The organism is Pseudomonas tehranensis (assembly GCF_014268615.1).
GTDB classification, from domain to species: domain Bacteria; phylum Pseudomonadota; class Gammaproteobacteria; order Pseudomonadales; family Pseudomonadaceae; genus Aquipseudomonas; species Aquipseudomonas tehranensis.
On sequence record NZ_JABWQV010000077.1, the window covers coordinates 1 to 20,653 of the forward strand.

At 61.8% G+C, this 20,653-nt stretch carries 18 protein-coding genes; 10 read left to right on the forward strand and 8 right to left on the reverse strand.

Translation table 11 applies throughout. The features are described 5' to 3' along the window. Positions 1-39 precede the first annotated feature (39 nt). Entirely contained in the window at positions 40-717 is a 678-nt protein-coding gene (locus HU811_RS13690; protein ID WP_092402315.1) for a TetR/AcrR family transcriptional regulator, read from the reverse strand. Between the two features lie 104 nt (positions 718-821). Beyond that, positions 822-2,723, reverse strand: a complete 1,902-nt coding sequence (gene quiC / locus HU811_RS13695) for a 3-dehydroshikimate dehydratase QuiC (protein ID WP_186656389.1) — start codon at positions 2,721-2,723, stop codon at positions 822-824. 272 nt (positions 2,724-2,995) lie between these two features. On the opposite strand from quiC, the gene HU811_RS13700 reads away from it, so the two are divergent. Next, on the forward strand, positions 2,996-4,333 hold the full coding sequence (locus tag HU811_RS13700) for an MFS transporter (protein WP_186656390.1): 1,338 nt from the start codon (positions 2,996-2,998) through the stop codon (positions 4,331-4,333). A 74-nt stretch (positions 4,334-4,407) separates the two neighbouring features. Here HU811_RS13700 and HU811_RS13705 read toward each other — a convergent pair whose 3' ends face one another. Together HU811_RS13705 and HU811_RS13710 are read right to left on the reverse strand one after the other, a co-directional pair. Beyond that, positions 4,408-5,286: a DMT family transporter gene (locus tag HU811_RS13705; RefSeq protein ID WP_186656393.1), complete on the reverse strand. Its 879-nt coding sequence runs from the start codon at positions 5,284-5,286 to the stop codon at positions 4,408-4,410. 53 nt (positions 5,287-5,339) lie between these two features. Beyond that, entirely contained in the window at positions 5,340-6,116 is a 777-nt protein-coding gene (locus HU811_RS13710; protein WP_092402303.1) for an IclR family transcriptional regulator, read from the reverse strand. A gap of 233 nt (positions 6,117-6,349) precedes the next feature. Here HU811_RS13710 and ypfJ point away from each other — a divergent pair, with 233 nt between their 5' ends. Both ypfJ and HU811_RS13720 read left to right on the forward strand, forming a co-directional pair. Further along, positions 6,350-7,234 (forward strand): KPN_02809 family neutral zinc metallopeptidase, encoded by an 885-nt coding sequence (ypfJ, locus tag HU811_RS13715; protein WP_186656395.1) that lies wholly within the window; start codon positions 6,350-6,352, stop codon positions 7,232-7,234. Then, positions 7,234-8,181, forward strand: coding sequence for an alpha/beta hydrolase (locus HU811_RS13720; RefSeq protein ID WP_186656397.1), 948 nt, complete (start codon positions 7,234-7,236; stop codon positions 8,179-8,181). The genes ypfJ and HU811_RS13720 overlap by 1 nt, the downstream gene beginning before the upstream one ends. Positions 8,182-8,324: 143 nt before the next feature. Here HU811_RS13720 and HU811_RS13725 read toward each other — a convergent pair whose 3' ends face one another. The 4 genes from HU811_RS13725 to HU811_RS13740 all read right to left on the reverse strand — a co-directional run bounded on the left by HU811_RS13725 (position 8,325) and on the right by HU811_RS13740 (position 11,321). Further along, a complete protein-coding gene (locus HU811_RS13725; RefSeq protein WP_092459762.1) occupies positions 8,325-8,918 on the reverse strand; it encodes an HAD family hydrolase in 594 nt (197 codons plus the stop codon). Next, positions 8,915-9,784, reverse strand: a complete 870-nt coding sequence (gene tesB / locus HU811_RS13730) for an acyl-CoA thioesterase II (RefSeq protein ID WP_092402291.1) — start codon at positions 9,782-9,784, stop codon at positions 8,915-8,917. The genes HU811_RS13725 and tesB overlap by 4 nt, the downstream gene beginning before the upstream one ends. Before the next feature lie 102 nt (positions 9,785-9,886). Beyond that, positions 9,887-10,456 (reverse strand): GNAT family N-acetyltransferase, encoded by a 570-nt coding sequence (locus tag HU811_RS13735; protein WP_092402288.1) that lies wholly within the window; start codon positions 10,454-10,456, stop codon positions 9,887-9,889. 199 nt (positions 10,457-10,655) lie between these two features. After that, complete coding sequence (locus HU811_RS13740) at positions 10,656-11,321, reverse strand: GntR family transcriptional regulator (RefSeq protein ID WP_092402285.1); 666 nt, start codon at positions 11,319-11,321, stop codon at positions 10,656-10,658. 252 nt (positions 11,322-11,573) lie between these two features. Between HU811_RS13740 and HU811_RS13745 the strand changes: the two genes are divergently transcribed. The 7 genes from HU811_RS13745 (at position 11,574) to HU811_RS13775 (ending at position 20,620) form a co-directional block, all read left to right on the forward strand. Next, positions 11,574-12,806, forward strand: a complete 1,233-nt coding sequence (locus HU811_RS13745) for an NRAMP family divalent metal transporter (RefSeq protein WP_186656399.1) — start codon at positions 11,574-11,576, stop codon at positions 12,804-12,806. 28 nt (positions 12,807-12,834) lie between these two features. After that, a complete protein-coding gene (locus tag HU811_RS13750) occupies positions 12,835-13,605 on the forward strand; it encodes a LamB/YcsF family protein (protein ID WP_092402279.1) in 771 nt (256 codons plus the stop codon). Further along, positions 13,602-14,408, forward strand: coding sequence for a putative hydro-lyase (locus HU811_RS13755; protein WP_186656400.1), 807 nt, complete (start codon positions 13,602-13,604; stop codon positions 14,406-14,408). Before HU811_RS13750 ends, HU811_RS13755 begins: the two co-directional genes overlap by 4 nt. Before the next feature lie 9 nt (positions 14,409-14,417). Beyond that, on the forward strand, positions 14,418-16,037 hold the full coding sequence (locus HU811_RS13760; protein ID WP_186656402.1) for a 5-oxoprolinase subunit B/C family protein: 1,620 nt from the start codon (positions 14,418-14,420) through the stop codon (positions 16,035-16,037). Continuing rightward, positions 16,034-17,773: an acetyl/propionyl/methylcrotonyl-CoA carboxylase subunit alpha gene (locus HU811_RS13765; RefSeq protein WP_186656405.1), complete on the forward strand. Its 1,740-nt coding sequence runs from the start codon at positions 16,034-16,036 to the stop codon at positions 17,771-17,773. Before HU811_RS13760 ends, HU811_RS13765 begins: the two co-directional genes overlap by 4 nt. Positions 17,774-17,925: 152 nt before the next feature. Continuing rightward, positions 17,926-19,167 (forward strand): OprD family porin, encoded by a 1,242-nt coding sequence (locus HU811_RS13770; RefSeq protein ID WP_186656408.1) that lies wholly within the window; start codon positions 17,926-17,928, stop codon positions 19,165-19,167. A gap of 217 nt (positions 19,168-19,384) precedes the next feature. After that, a complete protein-coding gene (locus HU811_RS13775; protein WP_186656410.1) occupies positions 19,385-20,620 on the forward strand; it encodes a TIGR03862 family flavoprotein in 1,236 nt (411 codons plus the stop codon). Positions 20,621-20,653: the final 33 nt, after the last annotated feature.

Consider the following 20,653-nt stretch of genomic DNA (forward strand, 5'->3'; position numbering starts at 1 on the left):
GCTATCGCGAGCAGGCTCGCTCCCACAAAGGTTTCAAGGTCAGGCCTGCAGATACCGCAACACCGACTCACAAATCATCTGGCGATGACGCTGCTTGATCGCTTCGTCCGGCAAATCGATCTGAAAAATCTCACCGAGTGTGTGGCGATTGGACACGCGGTAAAAGCAGAAAGAACTGATCAGCAGATGCACATCCAGCGGTTCGAGGCCGGCGCGGAACACCCCCTCTTCGGCACCTCGGCGCAGGATCACGCCCAGGGAATCAAGGATGGTATTGGTCATCGCCTTGATGGCGCCCGATTGCTTGACGTACTCGGCGTTGTGAATGTTTTCGATGCAGACGATGCGCACGAAATCCACATTGCGATCGTGGTGGTCGAAGGTGAATTCCACCAGGCGCCGGATCGCATCGACCGGGGCCAGTTCCGCCAAGTGCAGGCGGCTCTCAGTGTTGCGGATATCGCCGTAGAGTTTTTCCAGCACCTCGACGTACAACTGCTCCTTGCTGCCGAAGTAGTAGTAGATCATGCGCTTGGAGGTGTGGATGCGCTCAGCAATGGCGTCGACCCGAGCGCCGGACAGGCCCTGTTGGACGAACTCGACGATGGCTTCCTGAAGAATGTTTTCCCGGGTTTTCTCCGGGTTGTTCTTGCGACTCTTGCGCGGCTCGACGACAGGTTCGTCGAGGTCTGCGGAAAGCTCTGAATTCATAGTCATCGCGGGGCTCACGGCCATCACTGCACAGGTTGGCGATTATGGGCCGCACCGCGCAGTCAAGCCAAGCCACGGGGTTGCCCTTTACCGCCGCATTTACGATTTCCCTACAACTTGGCGTGCCGCAAGCCACCGCTGCGGGACTTGGCCATGGCCGCCAGCCGCACCGCGACATTGGCGGCGCCGTAGCCGGCATAGCCGTTCTTGCGCTGGATGATTTCAAAGAAGAAGCGCCCTTCGAACGGCTCGGTGTAGACGTGAAACAACTCGCCGCCCTGGGCGTCACGGTCGTACAGCACGTTGAAATACGCCAGCTCGCTGAGAAATTCATCGTCGAAATCGAAACGCGCCGCGAGGTCATCGTAATAGTTGAGCGGAATGTCCAGCAGCGGCACGCCGGCTTCTTTGGCACGGCTGACCTGGGCAAAGATGTCATCGCAGTCGAAGGCGATGTGGTGCACGCCGGAGCCACGATAACTGGACAGCGCATGGGAGATCGCGGTGTTACGGTTCTCGGAAATATTGAGCGGTAAGCGGATCGAACTGCAACGGCTACGCAGGGCGCGACTCTTTACCAGGCCATACGGATCGGGCAACACCACTTCGTCGTCGGCTTCGAAATCCAGCAGGCTTTTGTAGAACAGCACCCAGCTGTCGAGGCTGTCGGCCGGCAGCGCCATCGCCATGTGGTCGATGCGCTTGAGTCCGGCACCGATGACAGCGCCCGATTGCAGGTTGAAATCGGTGCCGTAGACGTCGGCCTCCTGGTCCACCAGGTAGATCAGGCTGCCGTCCGGCGCACGCACCGCCGCCAACTCCAGTTCGTTGGGCCCCACCAGGCCGCGATAAGGCTGGCCCTTGTAGGCCACGGCCCGCTCCAGGGCGCTGGCGCTGTTTTTGACCCGCACGGCGGTGGCGCATAACGACGGCCCGTGGGCTTCGAAAAAACTGTGGGCAAACGAATAGGGCTCGCAATTGAGGATCAGGTTGATATCGCCCTGGCGCAGCAGGCTCACGTTCTTGGAGCGATGCTGGCCGGCCTTGACGACCCCCAGCCGCTCCAGCCAATGGGACAGCTTCGCGCCAAGGTTGTCGTCCACTGCAAACTCAAGGAACTCGATACCGTTGTATTCGCTGGCCGGCGGTGTGGCGAACAGGATGTCAGCATGGCTCGCCGGCTCGGCCTCTTCGGCCAGCCGCTGGCGGGTCTTCTCTTCCAGATACAGCAATGAACGCAGGCCGTCGGCGGCATTGGCCCGTGGGGGGGCAGCGCGGAAACCGTCGTTGAAAATCTCCAGCGACAGTGGCCCGATGTAGCCACTCTTGATGATCGGTGCCAAAAAGCCCGGCAAATCGAACTCACCCTGGCCCGGGAAGCAACGGAAGTGCCGGCTCCATTCCAGGACATCCATCGCCAGGATCGGCGCATCGGCCATTTGCACGAAGAAAATCTTGTCGCCGGGAATCTGGGCAATCGCACTCGGATCGCCCTTGAGAGACAAGGTATGGAAGCTGTCGAGCAACACACCCAGGTTGGGGTGGTCGGCCTGGCGCACGATGTTCCAGACCTGTTGATAAGTATTGACGTGTCGGCCCCAGGCCAGCGCCTCGTAACCGATGCGCAAGCCTCGCGCACCGGCTCGTTCGGCCAGCAATCGCAGGTCATCCACCAGAATCTGCTCATCACCCAGGCTGTCGGCCGAGGCGTTACTGCACACCAGCACCAGGTCGGTGCCCAACTCCTGCATCAGGTCGAACTTGCGCTCGGCCCGCTCCAGATTGCGCGCAAGGCGTTCGCGACGGCAACCTTCAAAGTCCCGAAACGGCTGGAACAGTGTGATGGCGATGCCCAGGTCGGCGCACATCTGCCTGATTTCCCGAGGGCTGCCATCGTAATAGAGAAGGTCGTTCTCGAAGATTTCCACCCCGTCGAAACCGGCGGCGGCAATGGCTTCAAGTTTCTCCGGCAGGGTACCGCTCAAGGACACGGTGGCAATGGAACGCTGCATGACTTCGGCTCCCGGGACAGGCATCGGCTACACACAGGTGTGCCGCTTTTGAAAGAGTGAGCCGATTATTGAGCTGAAGGTTTGTTTCAGCAATTTAATATGTACTATTCGGTTAGTTTTTTGGGCGATTATCGAACGCAATGCCCGATCAGCGAATTGACGATTTTTTGCTCACTGCGCACCATCGGCCCCTCATTGAGGCAGGCCTGATCGTCGACCTCTCTGGACAGCCCCAGACCACACCATAAGAATTTCAAGAACGGGTACACGTTATGATTCCTTCCCAAAGCTCCCGCCTGCCCCCCGTCCTGAGTGCCACGACCGCTGGCGTCGGTGACAAGATTCGCGGCGCCCTGGCCGTGGGCAAAACCCGTTGGGGTATGCTCGCCCTGGTATTTTTCGCCACCACCCTGAACTACATCGACCGCGCCGCACTGGGCGTGATGCAGCCCATCCTCGCCAAGGAAATGAGCTGGACGGCGATGGATTACGCCAACATCAACTTCTGGTTCCAGGTCGGCTATGCCATCGGTTTCGTGCTGCAAGGCCGACTGATCGACCGGATCGGCGTCAAGCGTGTGTTCTTCTGCGCCGTACTGCTCTGGAGCCTGGCGACCGGTGCCCATGGCCTGGCCACGTCGGCGGTGGGCTTCATGGTCTGCCGCTTCATTCTGGGCCTGACCGAAGCGGCCAACTACCCGGCCTGCGTGAAGACCACACGGCTATGGTTCCCGGCCGGTGAACGGGCCGTGGCGACCGGTATTTTCAACGCCGGAACCAACGTTGGCGCGATGTTCACCCCAATGCTGCTGCCGCTGGTCCTGCAGGTGTGGGGCTGGCAGGCGGCGTTCCTGTGCATGGCCGCGCTGGGCGGGATCTGGCTGGTGTTCTGGGGCCTGAAATACTTCAACCCGGAAGATCATCCCAGCGTCAAACAGGCGGAACTGGACTACATCCAGGCCCAGGACGAACCCGATCAGGTCCGCGTGCCGTTCTCCCGTATCCTGCGCATGCGGGGTACCTGGGCGTTCGCCCTGGCCTACTCGATCACGGCACCGGTGTTCTGGTTCTACCTCTACTGGTTGCCGCCGTTCCTGAACCAGCAATACAACCTGGGCATCAACGTGACCCAGATGGGCATCCCGCTGATCATCATTTACCTCACCGCCGATTTCGGCAGCGTGGGCGGCGGGATTCTGTCTTCCTTCCTGATCGGTCGCGGCCTGAATCCGATCAAGGCCCGGCTGATTTCCATGTTGCTGTTCGCCTGCTGCATCATCGGCGTGATCATGGCCGCCGGCGCCAGCAACCTGTGGATGGCAGTGTTTGCCATTTCCCTGGCCATCGGCGCGCACCAGGCCTGGACCGCCAATATCTGGAGCCTGGTGATGGACTACACCCCCAAACACATGATGAGTACAGTGTTCGGCTTCGGCGGCATGTGCGCCGCCGTCGGCGGGATGTTCATGACCCAATTGGTGGGCCACATCCTCACGGTGACCCACAACAACTACACCGTACTGTTCACCCTGATCCCGGCGATGTACTTCATTGCCCTGATCTGGTTGTACTTCATGGCACCGCGCAAGGTGCCGACGCTGGAAAGCTGATACCCGTCAGCCCGGGACTCATCCCCCTGTGGGAGCAAGCCTTGCTCCCACAATCGATCCCACCACGGTCCGCGTTAGCTCCGCCGCTGTTGCCACGCCGCCGCCAACCCGCTGAGGCAGATCAGCACGATGCCGAACACCGTGGTCAGCGTCGGCGTATGGCTGAACAGCAACCAGCCGAGCAGGCCGGCAAAGACGATCTGGCAATACCCGAATGGCGCCAGCAGCGCCGGGGCGGCGAAGCGGAAGGCCTGGGTCAACATCAGGTGCGCCGTCATCCCGCACGCCCCGAGTGCAAGCATCATCGCCCCATGCAACAGACTCGGCACCTGCCAAAAGAACGGTACCAGGGCGCTCATCACCAATGTGTTGCACAGGCCGGCGAAGAAATTGCTGGTGGTGGGGCTGTCGATCTCGCTGAGTTTGCGAGTGAGCAGTTGATAGAAACAGAAAAACAGTGCCGAACAGAACGGCAACAACACCGCCGGCGTGAACAGCTCACCGCCCGGATGGACAATGATCAACACCCCGATAAAACCGAAGATCACCGCGATCCACTGGCCGCGCGTCACCTGTTCACCCAGTAAAGGCACCGACAGTGCAGTGACCAGCACGGGCGCGAGGAAGTTGACCGCGGTCGCCTCCGCCAACGGGATGTAGAGCAGCGCCGTGGTGAAAAACAGGCTGGTGCCCAACAGGCACAACGCACGCGCCAACTGCCATAACGGCCGCTTGGTACGCAGCACGCGCAGCCCGGAGCGCGGCAGGAAAATCCCCGCCATCAACAGCGTGTGCACCAGATAACGCGCCCACACCACCATGATGATCGGATAGAACCCCGAAAGATATTTGGACAAAGCGTCATGGCTGGAGAACAGGAACGTCGCGCAAAGTATCAGCAGGATGCCCTTGAAGGCCTGATTGACGCCGGAAAGCGGGGTGCTGACGGTCATGTAAAAATCCTGCGCTGCTTGATGTAGAGGAGCCGGTATCTGCGACTGAAAATTCAGCTGAACAACTCCGATGCCTGGCTGGCTTGTGACAATTCCTCGGTAAACGCAAGCAAGGTCGGCGCCAGCTCATGCAGCCTCGCTCGCGTCATCCGTGCGGTGGGCCCGGCAATGCTGAGCACCCCCAAGACCCGGCCATCCAGCGGATGACGCACCACGGCAGCAATGGCTGAGGTGCCGACCGCCGAACTTTCCTCGACACAGGCATAGCCCTGCTCACGGGCCTGGCGCAGGTACTGAAGCAATTCAACGCTGCTGCGCGGCGCGTTGGGGCCCACGTCCGCCGGCATTTCCAGGGCCTGGCGGTCCACCAGCGACAGCGCCTGGGCGTCGCTCATGCACGCCAGCCAGGCATGGCCCGACGCGGTATAGACCAACGGCGCCTCGCGGCCCATGTCGGGGTCGTAGCGCAACCCGGACCGGGCGCCCTGGGACTTGGCAATCCAGGTCTGGCGATCACCCTCGATCACGCCCAGGCGCACCAGTTCACCGCTTTCCCGAGCTAGACGATCGAGCACCGGCTGCACGATATCGGCACCGCTGCGCGACAGGTAGCGAAAGCCCAGGGCGACCAGGCGGGTCGACAAGTGATAACGCAGGTTCTCGGGGTTCTGACGCACGTAACCCAGGCGCGTCAGTTCGGCAAGCAGGCGGTGCGTGGCGCTCTTGGGAATCTGTAAGTGTTCGGCCAACCCTTGCAGAGCCCAGCCGTGGGGATCGCTGGCAAGACATTCCAGCACATTGAAAACCCGTTCGATTTGACTGCCGGCCATGAAAAATCCAGATGAGAGACGTCGATTCCAAAATATGCGAAGTGTAATGCAAATTCTGGAACCCGACATTCAATGTTGACCGATGAACCAAAACCCGTGGCGATTGCCTGAGAGCTCAGGCGTACACCCTGCGCCTTCAAAAGCTAGACTCACTGCGAATGTCTGTCCGTTAACTGGCGGCAACCCCACTCAGCAGCAACACTCTTCACACGGTCAATCAGAGGATTTCCCACATGTTATGGAAAAAAGGTCGCCGCAGTGACAACGTGGTGGACGCCCGCGGGGACGGTGGGGGCGGCGGGATGCGCTTCGGCGGTGGCAAGGGGCTGAGCCTGACGGCCATTGTCCTGATCGTCGGCATCGGCTGGATCACCGGCCAGGACCCCATGCAGATTCTCGGGCAACTGGCCGGGCAGATGGACCAGACTTCGGCCCCTGCCTCCTCCCAGACCCGGCAAGCGCCGCCCGCGAACGATGAACAGGCCGAGTTCGTGCGCTCAATCCTCGGTGATACCGAAGACACCTGGGGCCAGGTCTTCCAGCAGGCAGGGCGCCAGTACCAGCAACCCAAACTGGTGCTGTTCAGCGGCCGGGTCAACTCGGCTTGCGGCCTCGCTTCATCAGCCACCGGCCCGTTCTATTGCCCGGCCGATAAACAGGTCTACCTGGACATGAGTTTCTTCCAGGAAATGTCCCAACGGTTCGCCGCCGCCGGGGATTTCGCCCAGGCCTACGTCATCGCCCATGAAGTCGGACATCACGTCCAGACACTGCTCGGGGTGTCGGCAAAAATCCAGGAGGCTCGCCGTCAAGGTCGCCAGATGGAAGGCGATGGTGGCTTGCTGGTACGTCAGGAATTACAGGCCGACTGCCTGGCGGGCGTCTGGGCCAACCATGCGCAGAAGCGCCTGAACTGGCTGGAGCCGGGGGACATTGAAGAGGCCTTGACCGCCGCCAACGCCATCGGTGATGACCGCCTCCAGCAGCAGGGCCAGGGCCGGGTGGTGCCGGACTCCTTTACCCACGGCACCTCGGCGCAACGGGTTCGCTGGTTCAAGACCGGGTTTGCCCAAGGTCAAGTCAGCCAATGCGATACCTTCGCGGCGAAAAATCTGTAATGAAGTGGGGTGCCCTCCTCAGCCTGCTGCTGTGCTGCACCTTTACCCAGGCAAACGAACAGGGCGTGGGCGTGGTCGCTCAAGGGCGACTGCAGCTCAAGGGCGGCGCCATGGTGGTCGGCGTAAGTCCGCCCCCGGCGTCTATCCAGCGCGTGTTGATCATCCTCCATGGCCGGCTGCGCAACGCCCAGACGTATCTGCACAGCGCCGAAAAAGCCGCCGCACACGCCGGTCAACTGACCACGACCCTGATCATCGCCCCGCAGTTTCTCAACGAACATGACGTTGCCCGCCATCAGTTGCCCAATGAGCTCTTGCGCTGGCAGGGCAACGACTGGATGGCCGGCGGCTTATCCACGGGCCCCAAGGCGGTCAGTTCCTTTCAGGTCCTCGACGACATCGTCGCCCGGGTCAGTGACCGGCAGCAGTTTCCCGAGGTGAAAGAGATCGTTATCGCGGGCCATTCCGGCGGCGCGCAGGTCGCGCAGCGCTACGCCTTGCTCGCTCGCGGCCAAACCCGGATCACACCCAGATTCGTCATCGCCAACCCATCCTCCTATGCCTATTTCGACGCGCAGCGCCCCATGGCCTTCGACCCGGCCGGTTGTCCCGGTTTCAACCGTTGGAAGTACGGCCTGCAGAACCTGCCCGCCTATGCCGCCGGGCAAACGCCCGCTCAACTGGAAGACAACTACGTCAAACGCGACATCGTTTATCTGCTTGGGCAACAGGACATCGACCCTGAGCATCCGGCGCTGGATAAAGGCTGTGAAGCGCAGACCCAAGGGGCCTATCGGTTACTGCGCGGGCAGTTCTTTTTCGACTACCTGACCCGGCGTCATCCTGAAGGGCTGAACCAGCGGCTGATCGAAGTGCCCGGGGTTGGGCATGATGGGGATGGCATGTTCAATTCGGCGCAGGGGCAGAGGGTTCTGTTCGGTCAGTGAGTCCTGCAGTGGTAGACAGGGCCTCATCGCGAGCAGGCTCGCTCCCACAATAGATCTGCGGTGGGCACAAATTTTTGATCGACACAGATTCCCTTGTGGGAGCGAGCCTGCTCGCGATAGCTATCTATCAGCCAACATAACTTTCAAGCCGACAGCATCCGCCGCAACTCCCCACAGTCGCGCGCATGCCAGTCCGCCAGCTCCGGCCACGGATTGTCCGGCAGGTTCACCAATACCGTCCGCGCACCCGCCGCGCGGCCGCAGTCCAGATCGAAACGGTAGTCGCCCACCATCACCATCGCTTCGGGCGCCACACTCCAGGCCTCGGCCAGTTTCAACAGGCCGCCTGGATGAGGTTTGGGCGGTGCTTCGTCACGGCCCAGCACATCCTCCACGGCGAAACAGTCGGCCAAGCCGATAGCTTGCAGGGTCACGTGGGCCAACTCGCGGGCGTTACGGGTCAGAATCCCCAGGCGATAGCCGCGCCCCGCCAGTTCGCGCACCAGCTCGACCGCCCCCGGCGCAGGCCTGGAGCCCAGCGCCAGGTCCCGTTCGTGTTCCAGCAGCCAGGCATGCTTGGCGGCGGCTTCGTCAGCCGGCAACGCCGCCAGGTGGGTCAGGATGTCGTCTTCGGCCGGGATCGCCAGCGCCACGCGGATCGCCGCAAAATCATGCACCGCGATGGTCAGCGTACCGTCCATGTCGAACACCCAGTGGCGCACATCGGCCAGGCTCATGCCCAGTCCTTGCGGTGGCGAATCAGGCCTTCCTGGGTCACCGATGCCACCAACTGTCCGGCGCGATTGAACACGCTGCCACGGGAGAACCCACGGGAATTGCCGGCCCACGGACTGTCCATCGCATAGAGCAACCAGTCATCGGCGCGCAGGTCGGCGTGGAACCACAAGGCATGGTCGAGGCTGGCAACCTGCATGTCCTTTTGCCAGACCGATTTGCCGTGGGGCAGCATCGAGGTGGTCAGCAGACCAAAGTCCGAGGCGTAGGCCAGCAGGTATTTATGCAAGGCCGGCGAGTCCGCCAGGGCACCATCGGCACGGAACCACACGTACTTGACCGGATCGGCCGGCTGCGGATTGTAGGGATCTTTCTCGGTGACCGGGCGCACCTCGATCGGTTTGGGGCACAGCAGTTTTTCCCGCATGTGTTCGGGCAGCAGGTGCGCCCGCTGCTGGGTCAGCTCCAGCTCCGAAGGCAGGTTCTCCGGCCCGACCACCTGGGGCATGGAGTTCTGGTGCTCGAAACCCTGCTCGTCGTATTGAAACGAAGCGCTGCATGTGAAAATCGGGTGGCCCTTCTGGATCGCCGTGACCCGGCGTGTGCTGAAACTGCCACCGTCACGCACCCGGTCCACCTGGTAGACCACCGGCAAGGCCGCATCGCCCGGGCGCAGGAAATAACCGTGCATCGAATGCACATGACGGGCCTCTTCAACGGTCTGGCTGGCCGCCGACAGTGACTGGCCCAGCACCTGGCCGCCGAACAACTGGCGGAACCCCAGGTCCTGGCTACGACCGCGAAACAGGTTCTCTTCGATGGGTTCCAGGGTCAGCAGGTCGACCAGATCTTCCAACACGTGGCTCATTCAGACTTTCCTCACACAGCTCAACCGCGCAGTCGCTGCTGCAACGGTGAATCGATTGTTGGCCCGGGCCATTGTGGCGGGCATTGTAAACGTCCGTGTTGGCTAACCGTGCAGGGTCTGTAGCCACTGTTCACGGTTGATACGATAGAGCACATGTTGACGCAATGGATGACCGACGGCGAGCTTTGGGTGTTCGAAGTCATCGGCCGGGTCATGCTGCATGCCGATCGCTTGCATGACTTTCTGCGATGGCAGGTTATCGACGGCGGTGAACGCCACCACCTCCTCCAGCCCGAGGCGATCGAACGCACACCGCAGGGCCGTCCATGCGGCTTCGCTGGCATAACCCAAGCCCCAATGCTCCCGGGCCAGACGCCAGCCGATCTCGACTGCCGGAGTGAAGTGCGCGTCGAACCCGACCACGCCCAAGCCGGTAAAGCCAATGAAGGCCCCGGTGTCCTTGCGCTGCAGGGCCCACAAACCAAAACCATGCTCGGCAAAATGGCCCCGCACGCGCCCGATCAGCGCGGCGCTTTCCAGGCGGCTCAGGGGCGCCGGAAAATAACGCATCACCTGCGCATCGGCAGACATGGCGGCAAACTCCGGCAAGTCCGCGTCGCGCCACTGGCGCAGTATCAGCCGCGCGCTTTGCAGTTCCAGTATCGGCTCCATTTCCTTCCTCTCCATGCCCCAACGCCTACTCAAGCTAAATCGCCACGCCCAAATAAACGGCCCACGGCCGCTGCCGGGATCAAGGTGGAGACACCGACGATGTGTCCACCATGATCGAATGAGCCACGCGGCCGCGCCAGGTATCAATTATCGACAGGCTTGCCTTTGCTGGCGAGGCGTTCGTCGCGCTCGTGGGGCGCTACCGGTTCAGACTGCGCTCGTAAGCGGCCAGGACGGTACGCTCCGACTGCACCAGATAGGCTTCGAGCAACCGGGTTGCCTCCGCTGATTGCCCCTCTTCGATACAGCGCAGGATTGAAACGTTCATATCGACATAGGGCATATGCAGGAACTCCGGATCTTTGAGCAGGCCGAACGCCAGCCGCAGCTCGGCAGATATCTGACCGTAGAACACCACCAATCGCGGGCTGTCGGCGAGTTCGACGATCGCCTTGTGGAACATCATGTTGGCGGTGCCGACAGCCTTCCAGTCCTTGACTTCACGCGCTCGCATGCCCGCCTCCACCGCCTCACGCATATGCAGTGTTCCCGGATGCAGCGGGTAACCCTGGGCAATGGCCTTGCATTCGATAAAGCGGCGGACACGATAGATGTCGATGATCGACGCCATATCGGGCACCGCCACGCTCACCCCGCGATTGGGTTCATGCTTGAGCAACCCCTCACGGGTCAGGACCCTGAACGCTTCCCTCAAGGTGTTGCGGGAAATCTGCAGGCTTTCGGCCAGGGCCGCTTCGGACAGTCGTTGACCCGGAACCAGTTCACCTTCGACCAGCATTCTGCGGACTTCCTGGGTGATGGACTCTCCCAGCGAGCGAGGAAGGGAAGGTGAAACGTCGTTCATGTGCAATCCAGGATAAGAGAAAGCCACGATGTTCCACGAGAGCTTGGTGCAAGGCAAGAAGCCAGGGGCCTGCGTGCATCATTAAGTAACACGCACGAGTGACAAGGTTACAATTCGGTGCAGATTGTAGCCTTCCACGATCAGGATTGTTCAACGATCCAATAGGTATGGATCAACACTTCCAGCCAGATTCCTGGGTTTTGGCATGTTCGTTGCTCAACACTCATCATCTCCCACCGTAGGAATGATGCCGTGACACAGATCGCTCATGACTTCACAAAGGCGCGACGCTCTTCCCTGATCGCCGCAATCTTCATGATGGCGACCTCCGCCATCGGCCCTGGCTTCATTACCCAGACCGCGACCTTTACGGCAAACATCGGCGCGGCGTTCGCCTTCGGTATCCTGGCCTCGATCCTGATCGACTTCGTCGTTCAACTGAATGTCTGGCGAATTGTTTCGCTGACCCGGATGCGCGCGGCCGACCTGGCCAACCAAGCGATTCCGGGGAGCGGCTACCTGCTGGCAGTCCTGGTGATCTTCGGCGGCCTGGTCTTCAACGTCGGCAACATCGCCGGTGCCGGACTGGGGCTCAATGCCCTGATGGGCCTGGATGCAAAATGGGGCGGTGGTCTGAGCGCCCTGCTGGCCATCGGCATTTTCTCCTCCCACCGCGCAGGGATTGCCGTCGACCGGCTGATCGTCGTGCTGGGCCTGGTGATGATCACCCTGACCCTGTTCGTCGCCTTCGCCTCCAACCCGCCACTGGGCGAAGCCCTGTACCAGACCGTGCTTCCAGACCAGATCAACTTCGCCACCATCACCACCATTGTCGGGGGCACGGTCGGCGGTTACATCACCTACGCAGGGGCTCACCGCCTGCTGGATCGAGGCACCACCGGGGAAGAGAACCTTCAGGCCGTGTCCAAGGCCGCCTTGAGCGGCATCATGGTCACCGGCGTCATGCGCTACATCCTGTTCCTGGCCATCCTCGGCGTTGTGGCCAGTGGCGTCGTCATCGACACCTCCGGTCAAGGCGCAAATCCCGCGGCGCAAGCCTTCCAGGCCGCGGCAGGGCAGTTCGGCCTGCGCGTGTTCGGCCTGATTCTCTGGGCCGCCAGTATTACCAGCGTGATCGGTGCCGCCTACACCTCCATGTCCTTCATCACCGTGTTCAAGCCGAACATCACTGAAAAAGGCCGAAACCGCGCCACCACTGTGTTCATCGCCCTGTCGCTGCTGATCTTCACCCTGATGGGCACCGCCCCCGCCGCGCTGTTACTTTTTGCGGGTGGGTTCAACGGCCTGATACTGCCCATCGGCCTGAGCATCTTCATCTACGTTGGCTGGCGCCGGTCGGACTTGATGGGCGGCTACCATTATCCACGTTGGCTGCTGGTGCTCGGCGCGCTGACCAGCGTGTTGACCTGGTACATGGCGTTCAAATCCGTTGGGCCGATCTTCGCCTTCCTCAACGTGGTCTGAGCCCGATAGAAACAAAGGAGCCACTCTCATGCCAAATATTGATCTCAACAGTGACCTGGGCGAAAGCTTTGGCGCATGGAGCATGGGCGACGATGCCGCGATGCTCGATGTCGTGACCAGCGCCAATGTCGCCTGCGGTTTCCACGCCGGCGACCCGGCCGGCATCTTGCGGACACTGAAAGCGGCGGCGGCAAAAAATGTCACCATCGGTGCCCATGTCGCCTACCCGGACAAAGTGGGCTTTGGTCGACGCAACATGGACGTGGCCAGCGATGAGCTGACTGCCGACGTGATCTACCAGATCGGCGCGCTGCAGGGCCTGGCCAAGGCCGCCGGCACGTCGGTGCGCTACGTAAAACCCCACGGTGCCTTGTACAACACCATTGCTCACGATCGGCGGCAGGCGCTGGCGGTGATCGAAGCCATCCGCGCTGTCGACCCGACTCTGATACTGGTGGCCCTGGCCGGTTCCAGCCTGATCGAACTGGCCCGTAACGAGGGTTTGCAGTGTGTCGCCGAAGCCTTTGCTGACCGCGCCTACACCCCCCAGGGCACGTTGGTCTCGCGACGCGAACCCGGGGCCGTGCTGCACGATCCCAAGCTCGTGGCCCAACGCATGCTGCGCCTGGTGGAAGACGGCACTGTCGAAGCCATCGATGGCAGCCTGACCCGAATCCAAGCCGATTCGATCTGCGTCCATGGCGACAGCCCCGCTGCTGTGGAAATGGCCCGCGAGCTGCGCCGGGTATTGGAACAGGCGCACATGTCCTTGCTGCCCTTTGCCGGAGCACACTCATGAATGCCCTGGATCTCGCCCGCAAGGCGGCGATTGCCGCTGCCCGGGATGCACGCACCACTTACCGTAACGGCCTGATCGCCCCCACGGCGGGTATCGCGCCGGGCATGACCCAGGCCAACCTGATCGCCCTGCCGCGCGCCTGGGCGTACGACTTCCTGCTGTACGCCCAGCGCAATCCCAAAGCCTGCCCGATCCTTGACGTCAGCGACGCCGGCAGCCCGAGAACACTGCTGGCTGAAGGAGCGGACCTGCGCAGCGACATCCCGCTGTACCGTATCTGGCGCGATGGAACGCTGGCCGAGGAAGTCAGCGATGCCACTCAGGCCTGGGCTGAACACGACGACATGGTGGCCTTTTTGATCGGCTGCAGCTTCACCTTTGAAACCGCCCTGCAAGAGGCCGGTATCGACGTACGGCATATCACCGATGGCTGCAATGTGCCGATGTACCGGACCAACCGTGCCTGCCGCCCGGCCGGACGTCTGCACGGTGAAATGGTGGTGTCCATGCGCCCGATCCCGGCTGATCGTGTCGCGCAGGCAGCGAGTATTTCCGGGCGTTATCCTTCGGTCCATGGCGCCCCAGTGCACATCGGCGAACCGGCGCTGCTCGGCATCCAGGACCTGGCGCGCCCCGATTTCGGCGACGCCGTACGCATCGAACCCGGTGAGATTCCGGTGTTCTGGGCCTGCGGCGTGACTCCCCAGGCAGCGGTCATGGCGTCGGGCGTGCCCTTCGCCATCACCCATTCGCCGGGCCATATGTTCATCACCGATGTGCCTGACAGCACCTACCACGTCTAGGAGTCTCCCGTGCGTTTTCTACCGGTCAACCTGGACGCCCTGCTCGTCGAATTGAAAGACCTCGACCAGACCCTGGCGTTGTACGACACCCTGATGGCCGAGCCCATTGCCGGTGTGGAGCACATCATTCCCGCCGCTCGAACGTTGCTGATCGAGTTCCGCCCCAGCGCCATCGAACGCCAGGCGCTGGTTGACCGTATCGCTGTCCAGGATTTGAGCCAGCGCCGCGCGCACGAACATCGTCGAGTGGAAATCCCTGTGCACTACACGGGTGAAGACCTCGACGAAGTCGCCACTTTGCTGGGCCTGAGCCGCGACGAGGTGGTCCGCCGCCACACCGCCCATGACTACACCGTGGCCTTCTGCGGTTTTGCCCCAGGCTTCGCCTACCTCACCGACGGTGCCGGCTTCCAGGTGCCGCGCCGGCAAACCCCGCGCACCCGCATACCCGCAGGCGCCGTGGCCCTGGCCGGTGAGTTCAGCGGCGTCTATCCGCAAGCCAGCCCCGGCGGCTGGCAGATCATCGGGGTTACGCCCTCACGCATGTGGGATCTGAACCGCGACGAACCGGCGTTGTTACGCCCCGGTTACAAGGTTCGCTTTACCGATGCCGGCCCTCTTCCGGCCGGCGGTTTGCCTGCGCCCACCCCGCCGACACGCGCCGCCCCACCCAGCGGCGCCTGCCTGGAAATCATCACCCCCGGACTGCACAGCGTCCTGCAGGACTTGGGGCGTCCCGGCCAGACCAGCCAAGGCGTGTCCAAATCCGGGGCGCTGGACCTGAGTGCCCTGCGAGCGGCCAACCGCGCCGTGGGCAACCGCTCGGACATGGCCTGCATCGAAGCGCTACTCGGCGGTTTGAGTGTTGTCTGCCATGGCCGCACCGTCATCGCTGTCACCGGCGCCCAGACCCCGGTCAGTATCACCACGGCCGGCGGCCTGCAATGGCAAGCACCTAACTATCAGCCCATCGAATTGGACGAGGGCGATCGCGTCAGCCTCGGTTCACCCAAGGCGGGGCTGCGCAGCTACCTGGCGATTCGCGGCGGGTTTGACGTCGCGCCCGTGCTCGGCAGCCTGTCCACGGACACCCTGGCCCAAGTCGGCCCCCCTGCCCTGGCCGTCGGCGACCGCCTGGGTTTTGCAACACTCGGCACGGGCACCAGCGTATCGCTGAACGAAGCGCCGGCCTTTGAACTGCCAACGGCAAGCGACATCGTCACCCTCGACGTGATCATGGGCCCCCGCACCGACTGGTTTACCGAGGACGCCATCGAGCGCCTGAGCAGCCAACTCTGGCGGGTCAGCGCGCAATCCAATCGGGTCGGCATTCGTCTGGCCGGGGAAACGCCGCTGACGCGCAGCAATCACCAGGAGTTGCCCAGCGAAGGCACCTGCGTGGGCGCCATCCAGGTTCCGGCCAGCGGCCAACCCGTGCTGTTCCTGGCGGACCATCCGTTGACCGGCGGCTATCCGGTGATCGCCGTGGTGGCCAGCCACCACCTGGATCTGGCGGGACAGATACCGGTCAACGCGCAGATTCGCTTCAACCCACTGGATGAATTCCACGAGATTCAACCCAGCACAGCTGCTTCTTTTCCAACTGCCGATGCGAAGAAAATCCCATGAAAAAATTATTGATTGCCAACCGTGGTGAAATTGCCGTACGCATCGCCCGCGCCTGCCGCGACTACGGCGTGCAATCTGTCGCCGTCTACGCCGACGCAGACATTGATGCCCTGCACGTGCGCCAGGCTGACGAAGCCTATTCACTGAACGGTCAGCGTCCGATCGAAACCTATCTCGATATCGGCAAACTGCTTGCCGTCGCCAAACGCAGCGGCGCCGACGCCGTGCACCCGGGTTATGGTTTTCTGTCGGAACGGGCCGATTTCGCCCGGGCAGTGATCGACGCGGGGCTGATCTGGGTCGGCCCCAACCCGGAAACCATCGACGTGCTGGGGGATAAGGTCCAGGCGCGAAAACTGGCCCAACAGGTCGGCGCCCCCCTGGTAGCCGGTACGCCAGGACCGGTTGAAGGCGCAGCCCAGGTGCTGGCCTTTGCCGAGCAACATGGCCTGCCGATTGCCATCAAGGCCGCCTTTGGTGGCGGCGGGCGCGGGATGAAAGTCGCCTGGCGCATGGACGAAGTCGCCGAGCTGTTCGCCTCGGCCGTGCGCGAAGCCGAAGCGGCCTTTGGTCGTGGCGAATGTTTCGTCGAACAGTTCCTCGACCGCCCTCGGCATATCGAAGCGCAGATCCTGGCTGACAAACACGGCAAGGTGGTCGTGGTAGGGACCCGGGATTGTTCGCTGCAGCGCCGGAACCAGAAACTGGTGGAGGAAGCGCCAGCGCCTTTTATCAGCGAAGAACAGCGCCAGTGCATTCATCAGGCCGCCCACGATATCTGCGCCAAGGCCGGTTACGTCGGTGCCGGCACGGTGGAGTTCCTGCTCAGTCAGGATGGCACGCTGTCGTTTCTGGAGGTCAACACGCGGTTGCAGGTCGAGCATCCGGTAACCGAAGAAACCACCGGCGTCGACCTGGTGATCGAGCAACTGCGCATCGCCGATGGTTTGCCGTTGTCCTTCAGCCAAACGCCGACACCGCGCGGCCACAGCTTCGAATTTCGCATCAACGCCGAAGACGCAGGCAAGGGTTTCATGCCGACCCCCGGACACATCACCGCCTTCCAGCCACCCTCTGGCCCGGGCGTACGCCTGGACAGCGGCGTGACCAGCGGTTCGCAAGTGCCCAGCACCTTCGATTCGATGATGGCCAAACTGATTGTCACGGGCGCCACCCGCGAGCAGGCGATCGTGCGCGCCCGGCGCGCCCTGGCCGAATTCAATATCGAGGGTATCGCTTCGGTACTACCATTTCACCGGGCCGTGATGGACCATGACGACTTCACGGGCGCGGGTCGATTTGCCGTGCATACGCGCTGGATCGAAACCGACTTCGCTGACCAGATCACCCTCGCACCACGCAACGCCATGTCGGCCGACCCTGGGGTGCTGCGCACGTTCGTCGAAATCGACGGCAAGCGCCACGAACTGGGCCTGCCGGCCGAGCTGTTGCGCGGCTTGAGCCTGAACGCCCCGGCCACGGCGGGCGAACGCACGCCCCCAAGCGAGGTGGATGATCCACAGGCTCTACGCACCTCGGTCGCAGGCAATCTGCATACCTGGGTCGTCGAAGACGGCGAAGCGGTGAACGCCGGTCAAGTGGTTGCCGTTATCGAAGCAATGAAAATGGAAACATCGATCCTGGCCCCTGCTGACGGCAAGGTGCGGATTGCTGAACAGGCAGGTGCCTATTTCGAAGCCGGCTCGATCATCGGCCGCATCGAAACCGCTCACTGATCCAAACGTTTTTCTTACGCAGATAACACGCGCAACGGGTGAATAACCCGGTTGCCGCGTGCTGCCCGCAAAAAATGTTCGATGTCATGTTGCATAGACACTAACGATAAAACACACACCCTCAATCTGGCGTTATCTGGAGCATAAAGAGCATGTTGATCAACAAGGCTTTTGCGGTGGCGGGTACCTGCGCGTTGGTTTTTCCATTGGCGGCATCTGCCGATTTTATTGCCGACAGTAAGGCCAGTGTAGAACTGCGCAACTTCTACTTTGATCGCGACTTTCGCAACGGCCCACCCACGGCCCAGCGTGACGCGGCAAAAGAATGGGCGCAGGGCATCATGATGCGCCTGGAGTCGGGGTATACCGCCGGCACCGTGGGCCTGGGCATCGACGCCGTTGGCATGCTCGGCCTCAAGCTTGACGGCGGTGATGGGGCCGGTGGCACGGGCCTGTTGCCGGCTGACCTGGGTTCGAAAGACGGCCGCGGCTCACAGGACGAATATTCCAAACTCGAACTCACCGCCAAGGCGAAAGTTTCGCAAACTGTTTTGAAAGTCGGCTCTCTCGCCTTCCGCACGCCCGTGGTATCGAGCAATGACACGCGCCTGTTGCCGTCGACTTTCGAAGGCGCGCTACTGACGTCCAGCGACATTGATCAGTGGGTCCTGCAAGGGGGCAAGCTGGAACAGATTAAATTCAACAGTTCCTCCAACTATCAGGACTTCACCGGTAACCGCATCGGCGGTGTCAGTGATGACTTCCGCTTTGCCGGTGGTACTTACAGTTTCAACAAAACCCTCAGCACAAGTTTGTTCTATGGCAACCTGGAAAATGTCTATCGGCAGTTCTTTGGCGGCGTCGTCTATGAAATTCCCCTCGCCGAACAACAGTCGCTGAAGTTCGATCTGCGCTATTCGAAGAGTACCGACGATGGTCACTTCCGCCCCCTCGATAACCGGGCAGCGAACGGGCTGGTTTCCTACACCCTGGGCGCCAACGTGTTCACGGCCGCCTATCAGCGCATGAGCGGAGACGATCCGTTCCCCTACATCGCCAACAGCGACCCCTACCTCGTCAACTTCGTACAGATCAACGATTTCGCCAACACCCAGGAGCGCTCATGGCAACTGCGCTATGACTACAACTTCGCCGCGCTAGGCATCCCCGGGCTCACCTTCATGACGCGTTATGTCAACGGCGACAATGCCCAGGTCGCAGGCAGTAACACGGGCAAAGAGTGGGAGCGCGATACCGACATCGGTTACGTGATCCAAAGTGGTTCATTGAAAAATCTCGGGGTCAAACTCAGGAATGCGACGGTTCGTTCGAACTTTGGCAATGACCTGGATGAGACCCGTCTGATCGTGAGTTACACGTTGGCGCTTTGGTAAAACCTTGTCCGTAGGCAAGCGATCCCCGTAGGAGCTGCCGAAGGCTCGGGCCGCGTTCGGACGATCTTTTGCTCTTGATCTTTTGCTCTGGACTCAATTGTCTGGGGCAAGATCGCAGCCTCGCTTCGCTCGACAGCTCCTACAGCAGATTACCGACACGGATCAGGGGAACTGAGCTGATAGAATGCCCTCCCTGATCCGCCAGACATCGCGCGCAATGAACCAAGCCTCCAAACCCTCCCCCCAAAACGTCGCCATCATCGGCGGCGGCCCTGCCGGCCTGATGGCGGCCGAGGTGTTGAGCCAGGCCGGGATACAGGTCGACCTGTACGACGGCATGCCCTCAGTGGGCAGAAAATTCCTACTGGCCGGTGTCGGCGGCATGAACATCACCCACTCGGAGGACTTCTCACCGTTCCTGTCCCGCTACGGCGAGCGCGCGCCCAATATCGCCCCGCTGCTGCGGGCATTCGGTGCGCAGGAGTTATGCGAATGGATTCACGGATTGGGCATCGATACCTTTGTCGGCAGTTCCGGACGAGTATTTCCGACCGACATGAAAGCCGCCCCGCTGCTGCGCGCTTGGCTCAAGCGGCTGCGCGATGCCGGCGTGGTGATCCACACCCGCCATCGCTGGCTTGGCTGGAACCCGGACGGCAGCTTGAAAATCGCCTCCCCCGACGGTGAAAAGGCGTTGCAGCCCAACGCGACGCTGCTGGCCCTGGGCGGTGGTAGTTGGTCACGCCTGGGTTCGGACGGTGCCTGGATGCTGCCCCTGGAACAGCGCGGCGTAGCCCTGGCGCCACTGCAGCCGAGCAATTGTGGATTCGACGTGCAGGCCTGGAGCGATCTGATGGTCAGCAAATTCGCCGGTGCCCCGCTGAAAAATGTCGCCATCGGCCTGAACGATGACAAGCCGCGCCTCGGCGAATGCGTGATCACCGCTACCGGTATCGAAGGCAGTCTGATCTATGCCCTGTCGGCGCCGATTCGCGAAGCCATCAACCAGCACGGTAGCGCGACGATCCATCTGGACCTGCTGCCGGGCCGGCCGCTGGACAAGATCCAGCAAGCGTTGAGCAAGCCTCGCGGTTCACGCTCGGTGGCCAAGCACCTGCACAGTCAATTGGGGATCGATGGGGTCAAGGCTGCGCTGTTGCGCGAGCAAACACCTGCCGATTGTTTCGCCGACCCGGCGCGGCTGGCCCAGGCAATCAAGGCCTTGCCCATCACCCTGGTAAAAACCCGCCCGCTGGACGAAGCCATCAGCAGTGCCGGTGGCGTGACCTTCCAAGCCCTCGACGAACGCCTGATGCTCAAGCAGATACCTGGCGTGTTCTGTGCCGGGGAAATGCTCGACTGGGAAGCACCGACCGGCGGCTATTTGCTCACGGCCTGCTTTGCCAGCGGCCGGGCGGCTGGCCTAGGGATGTTGGAATTCTTGAATGGTTGAATTCGTAGGAGCTGACGAGTGCAACGAGGCTGC

Coding starts and splice junctions, on each gene's coding strand:
- HU811_RS13690 (WP_092402315.1), bottom strand. CDS start 717: ATGACTATGAATTCAGAGCTTTCCGCAGACCTCGACGAACCTGTCGTC.
- quiC (WP_186656389.1), bottom strand. CDS start 2,723: ATGCAGCGTTCCATTGCCACCGTGTCCTTGAGCGGTACCCTGCCGGAG.
- HU811_RS13700 (WP_186656390.1), top strand. CDS start 2,996: ATGATTCCTTCCCAAAGCTCCCGCCTGCCCCCCGTCCTGAGTGCCACG.
- HU811_RS13705 (WP_186656393.1), bottom strand. CDS start 5,286: ATGACCGTCAGCACCCCGCTTTCCGGCGTCAATCAGGCCTTCAAGGGC.
- HU811_RS13710 (WP_092402303.1), bottom strand. CDS start 6,116: ATGGCCGGCAGTCAAATCGAACGGGTTTTCAATGTGCTGGAATGTCTT.
- ypfJ (WP_186656395.1), top strand. CDS start 6,350: ATGTTATGGAAAAAAGGTCGCCGCAGTGACAACGTGGTGGACGCCCGC.
- HU811_RS13720 (WP_186656397.1), top strand. CDS start 7,234: ATGAAGTGGGGTGCCCTCCTCAGCCTGCTGCTGTGCTGCACCTTTACC.
- HU811_RS13725 (WP_092459762.1), bottom strand. CDS start 8,918: ATGAGCCTGGCCGATGTGCGCCACTGGGTGTTCGACATGGACGGTACG.
- tesB (WP_092402291.1), bottom strand. CDS start 9,784: ATGAGCCACGTGTTGGAAGATCTGGTCGACCTGCTGACCCTGGAACCC.
- HU811_RS13735 (WP_092402288.1), bottom strand. CDS start 10,456: ATGGAGCCGATACTGGAACTGCAAAGCGCGCGGCTGATACTGCGCCAG.
- HU811_RS13740 (WP_092402285.1), bottom strand. CDS start 11,321: ATGAACGACGTTTCACCTTCCCTTCCTCGCTCGCTGGGAGAGTCCATC.
- HU811_RS13750 (WP_092402279.1), top strand. CDS start 12,835: ATGCCAAATATTGATCTCAACAGTGACCTGGGCGAAAGCTTTGGCGCA.
- HU811_RS13755 (WP_186656400.1), top strand. CDS start 13,602: ATGAATGCCCTGGATCTCGCCCGCAAGGCGGCGATTGCCGCTGCCCGG.
- HU811_RS13765 (WP_186656405.1), top strand. CDS start 16,034: ATGAAAAAATTATTGATTGCCAACCGTGGTGAAATTGCCGTACGCATC.
- HU811_RS13770 (WP_186656408.1), top strand. CDS start 17,926: ATGTTGATCAACAAGGCTTTTGCGGTGGCGGGTACCTGCGCGTTGGTT.
- HU811_RS13775 (WP_186656410.1), top strand. CDS start 19,385: ATGAACCAAGCCTCCAAACCCTCCCCCCAAAACGTCGCCATCATCGGC.